This window comes from Pseudomonadota bacterium, assembly GCA_034189865.1.
Lineage (GTDB): Bacteria > Pseudomonadota > Gammaproteobacteria > UBA5335 > UBA5335 > JAXHTV01.
In genome coordinates, this window is record JAXHTV010000010.1 from 99,834 (window position 1) to 105,833 (window position 6,000).

Here is a 6,000-nt window from a genome sequence, read left to right on the forward strand (position 1 = left end):
CCGCTGAGTGAATTCTTATTTTAGTAGAGGAATTGCAATGGCGTATAGCAAGATCGTTGTCCCGAAAGATGGCTCCCGCATCACGATCAATAAGGACAGCACGGTCAAAGTCCCGGACAACCCAATTATTCCATTTATCGAAGGAGACGGAATCGGAATCGACGTCACCCCCGTGATGCGCCGTGTCGTTGACGAGGCGGTACACCGTGCTTACGACGGCAAGCGAAAAATCGTGTGGATGGAAGTATACGCCGGGGAGAAAGCGCAAAAGTTGTATGGCGGAGACGAGTGGCTTCCCGATGAAACACTGGATGCGCTGCAAAAGTACGTGGTTTCCATCAAAGGCCCTTTGACGACTCCAGTGGGCAAAGGGATTCGTTCACTCAACGTTGCGATTCGTCAGGTCTTGGACCTTTATGCGTGCGTGCGCCCCATCCGCTATTTCCCCGGTACACCGACGCCAATGAAAGACTCGGAGCACACGCGTATGGTTATTTTTCGGGAAAATACGGAGGACATCTATGCCGGCATTGAATGGGCAGCTGGATCGGAAGAAGTAAAGAAGGTGATCAAATTCTTACAAGAAGAAATGGGTGTTACCGAAATTCGCTTTCCGAATACGTCCGGTATTGGCATCAAGCCGGTTTCCCGCGAAGGATCGCAGCGACTGGTCCGTAAGGCGATACAATACGCAATCGACAACGATCACAGTTCGGTGACCTTAGTCCACAAGGGCAATATCATGAAATTCACCGAAGGTGGATTCCGTGACTGGGGCTACGAACTGGCTAAACAAGAGTTCGGCGCCGAGGTGATTGGTGAGGGGCCTTGGTGCCGCATCAAAAATCCTAAAACGGGGCGTGAGATTGTAATTAAAGACGTGATTGCCGATAACTTTCTACAACAGATCCTGTTGAAACCCGAAGAATACGATGTGATCGCAACTTTGAATCTCAACGGCGACTACATCTCCGATGCCCTCGCGGCGCAAGTGGGTGGTATCGGTATTGCGCCGGGGGCGAATATTGCCGATGCCGTCGGTGTGTTTGAAGCGACACACGGAACTGCGCCGAAGTACGCGGGTAAAAATCGAGTCAATCCGGGCTCGATCATTCTCTCAGCGGAAATGATGCTCCGGTACATGGGCTGGTCCGAGGCGGCCGACTTAATACTAAAAGGCGTGTCCGGTGCGATTGCTGACAAGCAGGTGACTTACGATTTGGCTCGCGTTCGCGGCAGTTTTACGGCACCTAAGCGTGTCGGCGAGGCTAAGGGCAAGGGTCCTCGCGGTGTGGAAGAAGAAGTGCAGCGTCTCATTCCTGGCGCGACTCTGGTGAGCTGCTCTGGCTTCGGCGATGCCGTGATCGCTCATATGTGAGCTAACCGCCGGTATTCTGATTGGTAAATGATTCCTATGATCCGTGTCCTGTTGGTTGATGATCACAAACTGGTGCGTAGCGGAATCCGCAAAATACTCGACGAGAGTGAAGATGTGGAGGTTGTAGCGGAGGCCGAGACGGGCGAGCAAGCGCTCGATCTGGCCCGTGAGCATGAACCAGACGTGGTGCTGATGGATGTCAACATGCCAGGTATTGGGGGGCTGGAGGCGACCCGAAAGCTGTTGCATTTCAATCCCAAAATCAAGGTGATTGCCTTATCTGTGCATCGAAGTGAACCGTACCCGGGACGCCTGCTGGAGGCGGGCGCCTCGGGTTATTTGACGAAAGACTGCAGCGCGGACGAGATTATCTCCGCCGTCCACAAGGTGTATGCGGGAGAGACTTATATCGATGCTGACATCGCTCGGGAGATGGCGCTATCGCGTTTGCCGGGAAAAAAGGCTGCCAGCGGATTGGAGGAGCTCTCTCAGCGTGAGATGCAGGTTATGCTGATGGTTGTGCAGGGCAAGCCGATTCAGGAAATCTCCGATCGGCTGTTTATCAGTCCTAAGACCGTAAGCACGTATCGTTACCGCCTTTTCGAGAAGCTCGGTGTCCACAACGACGTGGAGTTGACAAGGCTTGCGATGCGCTACGGTTTGATCGATGAAAATGCCGATTAGGCGTCTCCAACACCGCGTTTAGCATCCCCAAATTGAACACGTTTGGCCCGCTGTTTTAGTCTTTCTTTGAAGTCCTATGTCCTATTTTGATCTGTCGTGCCGGAAATGTCCCCGGTTGAGCGATTACTTGGATAAAGTTAAAGCGCAATACCCAGATTATCATTGCGCGCCGGTTGCGCCGTTCGGTGATCCGGATGCCAAACTGCTGATTGTGGGGTTGGCGCCGGGAATGCATGGGGCGAACGCGACCGGCAGACCGTTCACCGGTGACTACGCCGGGATATTGTTGTACGAGACGCTCTACAAGCACGGCTTTGGCAGTCAGGAAGAATCGCTCAACGCGCAAGATGGTCTAGCCCTCCGAAATTGCAGGATTACTAATGCGGTCAAGTGCTTGCCGCCGGCGAACAAACCCTTGGGGCCGGAAATAAGGCAATGCAACGACTATCTTGTAACGGAACTCGAATCGTTGCCAGAAGGTGCGGTCATACTGGCACTTGGGCACATCGCCCACCAAGCGGTGGTGAGAGCATCCGGGCAGAAGTTGAAAGACTATCCGTTCGGGCATGGGCGGTGGGTATCTTTGCCCACAGGGCATTACTTATTGGACTCCTATCACTGCAGTCGATACAACACCGCAACAAGACGGCTGACGGCAGAGATGTTTACACGCGTGTTCGACACCGCGAAGCGACTACTCAATGCTGATGGTTGAGGAAAAAGCGACACAGTCAGATTTCGACGCCAAGGCGGTGATCAAGCGTTTGCCCGACCGGCCGGGTGTGTACACCATGCGGGATGCGGCAGGCGAGATCATCTATGTCGGTAAGGCGCGGCGATTGCGTCAGCGCGTGGCGAGTTACTTTCGGGGTGATGCTGTGGCGCCTAAAGTGATGGCGCTGGTCGCCCGGGTGGCGGATATTCAAGTGACGGTGACGCATACTGAGGTCGAGGCACTGTTGCTGGAGTCGAACCTCATTAAGCAGCATCGCCCGCGCTACAACGTCGTCTTACGTGATGACAAGAGTTATCCCTACATCTATCTGGCAGATGATCACCCGTTCCCACGGATGAAGTTCTACCGAGGGAGCCGGCGTCGGAAAGGCCGTTTGTTCGGGCCCTATCCAAACGCAGCGGCGGTGCGGGGCAGTCTTAAAGAAATCCAGCGTTTATTTCTCATTCGTTCTTGCGAGGATGTGGTCTTCGCGAATCGCTCGCGTCCGTGTTTGCAATACCAGATCGGTCGTTGTTCGGCACCTTGTGTGGGCGAGATCAGCGCCACCGACTACGCCAAAGACCTTCGAGATGCCGTACGTTTTCTTGAGGGTAAGACCGATTTGGTGGTTGATGACCTGGTAGAACGCATGGATTCGGCGGCCCAGTCCTTAGATTTCGAGCAGGCCGCCAAATATCGCGATCGAATTGCCCGGTTGCGAAAGATTCGCGCCAGTCAGGTGGTGAGTGGCCGGGCGGGGGAGGTCGATATTATCGGCACTTATCGTTCCGGGCAGGGTTGGGCGGTGGCGGTCGGTTTCGTCCGCCGAGGAAGACATCTCGGTCACAAGACCTATCTTCCCCAAGTCCCGACCGATACGAGTGCCGAAGAGCTACGGGCGTCATTCATCAGTCAGTACTATGTCAGCGGTGAGTTGCCCGCGGAAGTGATTTCAGATGGCCCCGTCGATCAAGGTGAGCTGATCGCGGACATGTTGACGAACCGCGCTGGTCGTCAAGTCCGACTCAAACACCGAGTCCGCAGTGAACGGGCGCGGTGGATTGAGATGGCCAAGGACAACGCCAAGCAAGCGCTGGAACTCGGGAATGCATCGTTGGAACATCGTTTATCGGCTATGCAATCGATGTTGAACCTGAGTCGCGTTCCGCGGCGGATCGAATGTTTCGACATCAGTCACACGATGGGGGAGGCCACGGTGGCTTCTTGTGTTGTGTTTGGCCCGCAAGGCGCGATCAAGGGTGACTACCGCCGATTCAACATCCGCGATGCGGCCGGTGGGGATGACTACGCCGCGATGAAAGAAGCGCTATTGCGGAGATATCGTCGTCTAATTGAGGAGGCGGCCTCGTTGCCCGACCTGATTTTAATTGACGGGGGCAAAGGACAGCTGGCGGAGGCGAAATCCGTTCTCGATGAACTGGGCTTGACCAACATCGACCTGATCGGCGTGGCAAAGGGAGCCGAGCGAAAACCGGGGCAGGAACGGTTGTTTTTGCCAGGTCGCTCTGCCGCTGTATTATTGTCGGGCGAATCCGATGTGCTCCACCTGATACAGCAGATTCGCGACGAAGCCCATCGCTTTGCCATTACGGGTCACCGCCGGCGGCGGGCCGCCGCCCGGACAAAGTCCAGTTTGGAGACCATTGCCGGATTGGGCCCGAAACGGCGACGCAGTCTGTTGCGACAGTTCGGTGGACTGAAGCAGGTTGCCGATGCCGGCGTCGATGAATTGGCCAGCGTAAAAGGGATATCCCGAGCTTTGGCGCAACGCATATACGATAATTTTCATGCCGACAACAGATGAGCAAACCGTATGCGGATGAACGTTCCCAATCTATTAACGTTATCCCGTATCATCCTGATTCCGCTTTTCGTCGTGGCGTACTACGCACCGATGTCTGGGGCGCAGACGCTGGCGGCATCGCTTTTCGTGTTGGCAGCTATCACGGATTGGTTGGATGGCTATTTGGCCCGTCGATGGGGGCAGACTTCTGCCTTCGGCGCGTTTTTTGATCCCGTTGCCGACAAGCTCATGGTGGCGATGGCGCTGTTAATTGTTCTCCAAAACGATCCACGTCTCATCATGGCCTTACCCGTCGCGGTCATCATCGGGCGAGAAATCACCGTCTCAGCGCTGCGTGAGTGGATGGCAGAGATTGGTCATCGCGGTCGCGTTGCGGTTTCAATGTGGGGCAAAGTCAAGACGACGGTCCAAATGATTTCGCTGGTGATTCTGTTGCTGGCCGACTGGCCGACTTATCCGCTCGGTCTGCTCGGGCTTTATATTGCCGCGATATTGACGCTTTGGTCCATGATTCAGTACCTGCTCGCGGCCTGGCCCTCCATTGCGAACGACGCGCAGGGATAGATCGCGTTGGTGTGGCGTGCTCAGAGTGCCTCAGGGCGCTTGACTCTTTTGCTTTCGTCGATAGAATAGTGCCTCTCTGTCGGGCGGGAATAGCTCAGTGGTAGAGCACAACCTTGCCAAGGTTGGGGTCGCGAGTTCGAGTCTCGTTTCCCGCTCCAGTATTCACCGCGACGGCATCGGGGTGGTCTATCTCGATGCCGTTGTTTTTGTGCAAGACATCCTATCAGATGGCCGGGCACACGATATTCGCTCCCGCAGTTACCGGCTAGGTGGCAGAGTGGTTATGCAGCGGCCTGCAAAGCCGTGGACGTCGGTTCGATTCCGGCCCTAGCCTCCAATCCCCCCGTCGTTGTCCAACGACCCTGCAGTCTCTTCGAAACCCGGGATATCGGGATTCTATGTTTTTCCGATGTTTGATCTCAGTCGCAGAAAAGTCAGAGCGACATCCACCAGCGCGCCAGTTCCCAGGTTATCGGCGTTGGGATCGCTGTGCGAGGGAGACGGGACGCTGCCATCGCGCAATGGTTAGCCGGGGTTGATCCAGACCGATTCGGGAAGCGAATTTCTGGACGATTAATACGACGAGGGGCTGGTCTTACGGGAGACCTACGTTGATCTAACGAGTATGAATCGTATTTTTTCGTCTCGGACGCCAGCAGGTCGTATAGGGGGAGACGGATTTCTTCCGTATCACCGATATCATTCATTGGTTGCGATTCAGCTGATCGATCAGTGGATCGTCGACTATGACGAAGATGATGACATCGTCGAGGTGCTTTCCTATGGGCAGGGGCGCGATGAGCACACGGTTTTCGTGACTGCCTCGCTGCTCCT

Annotated in this window: 5 protein-coding genes and 2 tRNA genes; all 7 read left to right on the top strand. The window is 55.2% G+C overall.

Features of this window, described 5'->3' with window-relative positions; translation table 11 throughout:
* Positions 1 to 37 precede the first annotated feature (37 nt).
* The 7 genes from icd (at position 38) to SVU69_07005 (ending at position 5,503) form a co-directional block, all read left to right on the top strand.
* Complete coding sequence (gene icd, locus SVU69_06975) at positions 38 to 1,378, top strand: NADP-dependent isocitrate dehydrogenase (protein MDY6942744.1); 1,341 nt, start codon at positions 38 to 40, stop codon at positions 1,376 to 1,378.
* Positions 1,379 to 1,405: 27 nt separating this feature from the next.
* Entirely contained in the window at positions 1,406 to 2,062 is a 657-nt protein-coding gene (gene uvrY, locus SVU69_06980) for a UvrY/SirA/GacA family response regulator transcription factor (protein MDY6942745.1), read from the top strand.
* 76 nt (positions 2,063 to 2,138) lie between these two features.
* A complete protein-coding gene (locus tag SVU69_06985; protein MDY6942746.1) occupies positions 2,139 to 2,777 on the top strand; it encodes a uracil-DNA glycosylase in 639 nt (212 codons plus the stop codon).
* Positions 2,764 to 4,602: an excinuclease ABC subunit UvrC gene (uvrC, locus tag SVU69_06990; GenBank protein ID MDY6942747.1), complete on the top strand. Its 1,839-nt coding sequence runs from the start codon at positions 2,764 to 2,766 to the stop codon at positions 4,600 to 4,602. Before SVU69_06985 ends, uvrC begins: the two co-directional genes overlap by 14 nt.
* A gap of 15 nt (positions 4,603 to 4,617) precedes the next feature.
* Positions 4,618 to 5,166 (top strand): CDP-diacylglycerol--glycerol-3-phosphate 3-phosphatidyltransferase, encoded by a 549-nt coding sequence (gene pgsA / locus SVU69_06995; protein ID MDY6942748.1) that lies wholly within the window; start codon positions 4,618 to 4,620, stop codon positions 5,164 to 5,166.
* Positions 5,167 to 5,249: 83 nt separating this feature from the next.
* A tRNA-Gly gene (locus SVU69_07000) sits at positions 5,250 to 5,324 on the top strand.
* Between the two features lie 105 nt (positions 5,325 to 5,429).
* A tRNA-Cys gene (locus tag SVU69_07005) sits at positions 5,430 to 5,503 on the top strand.
* The last annotated feature ends 497 nt before the right edge of the window (positions 5,504 to 6,000 follow it).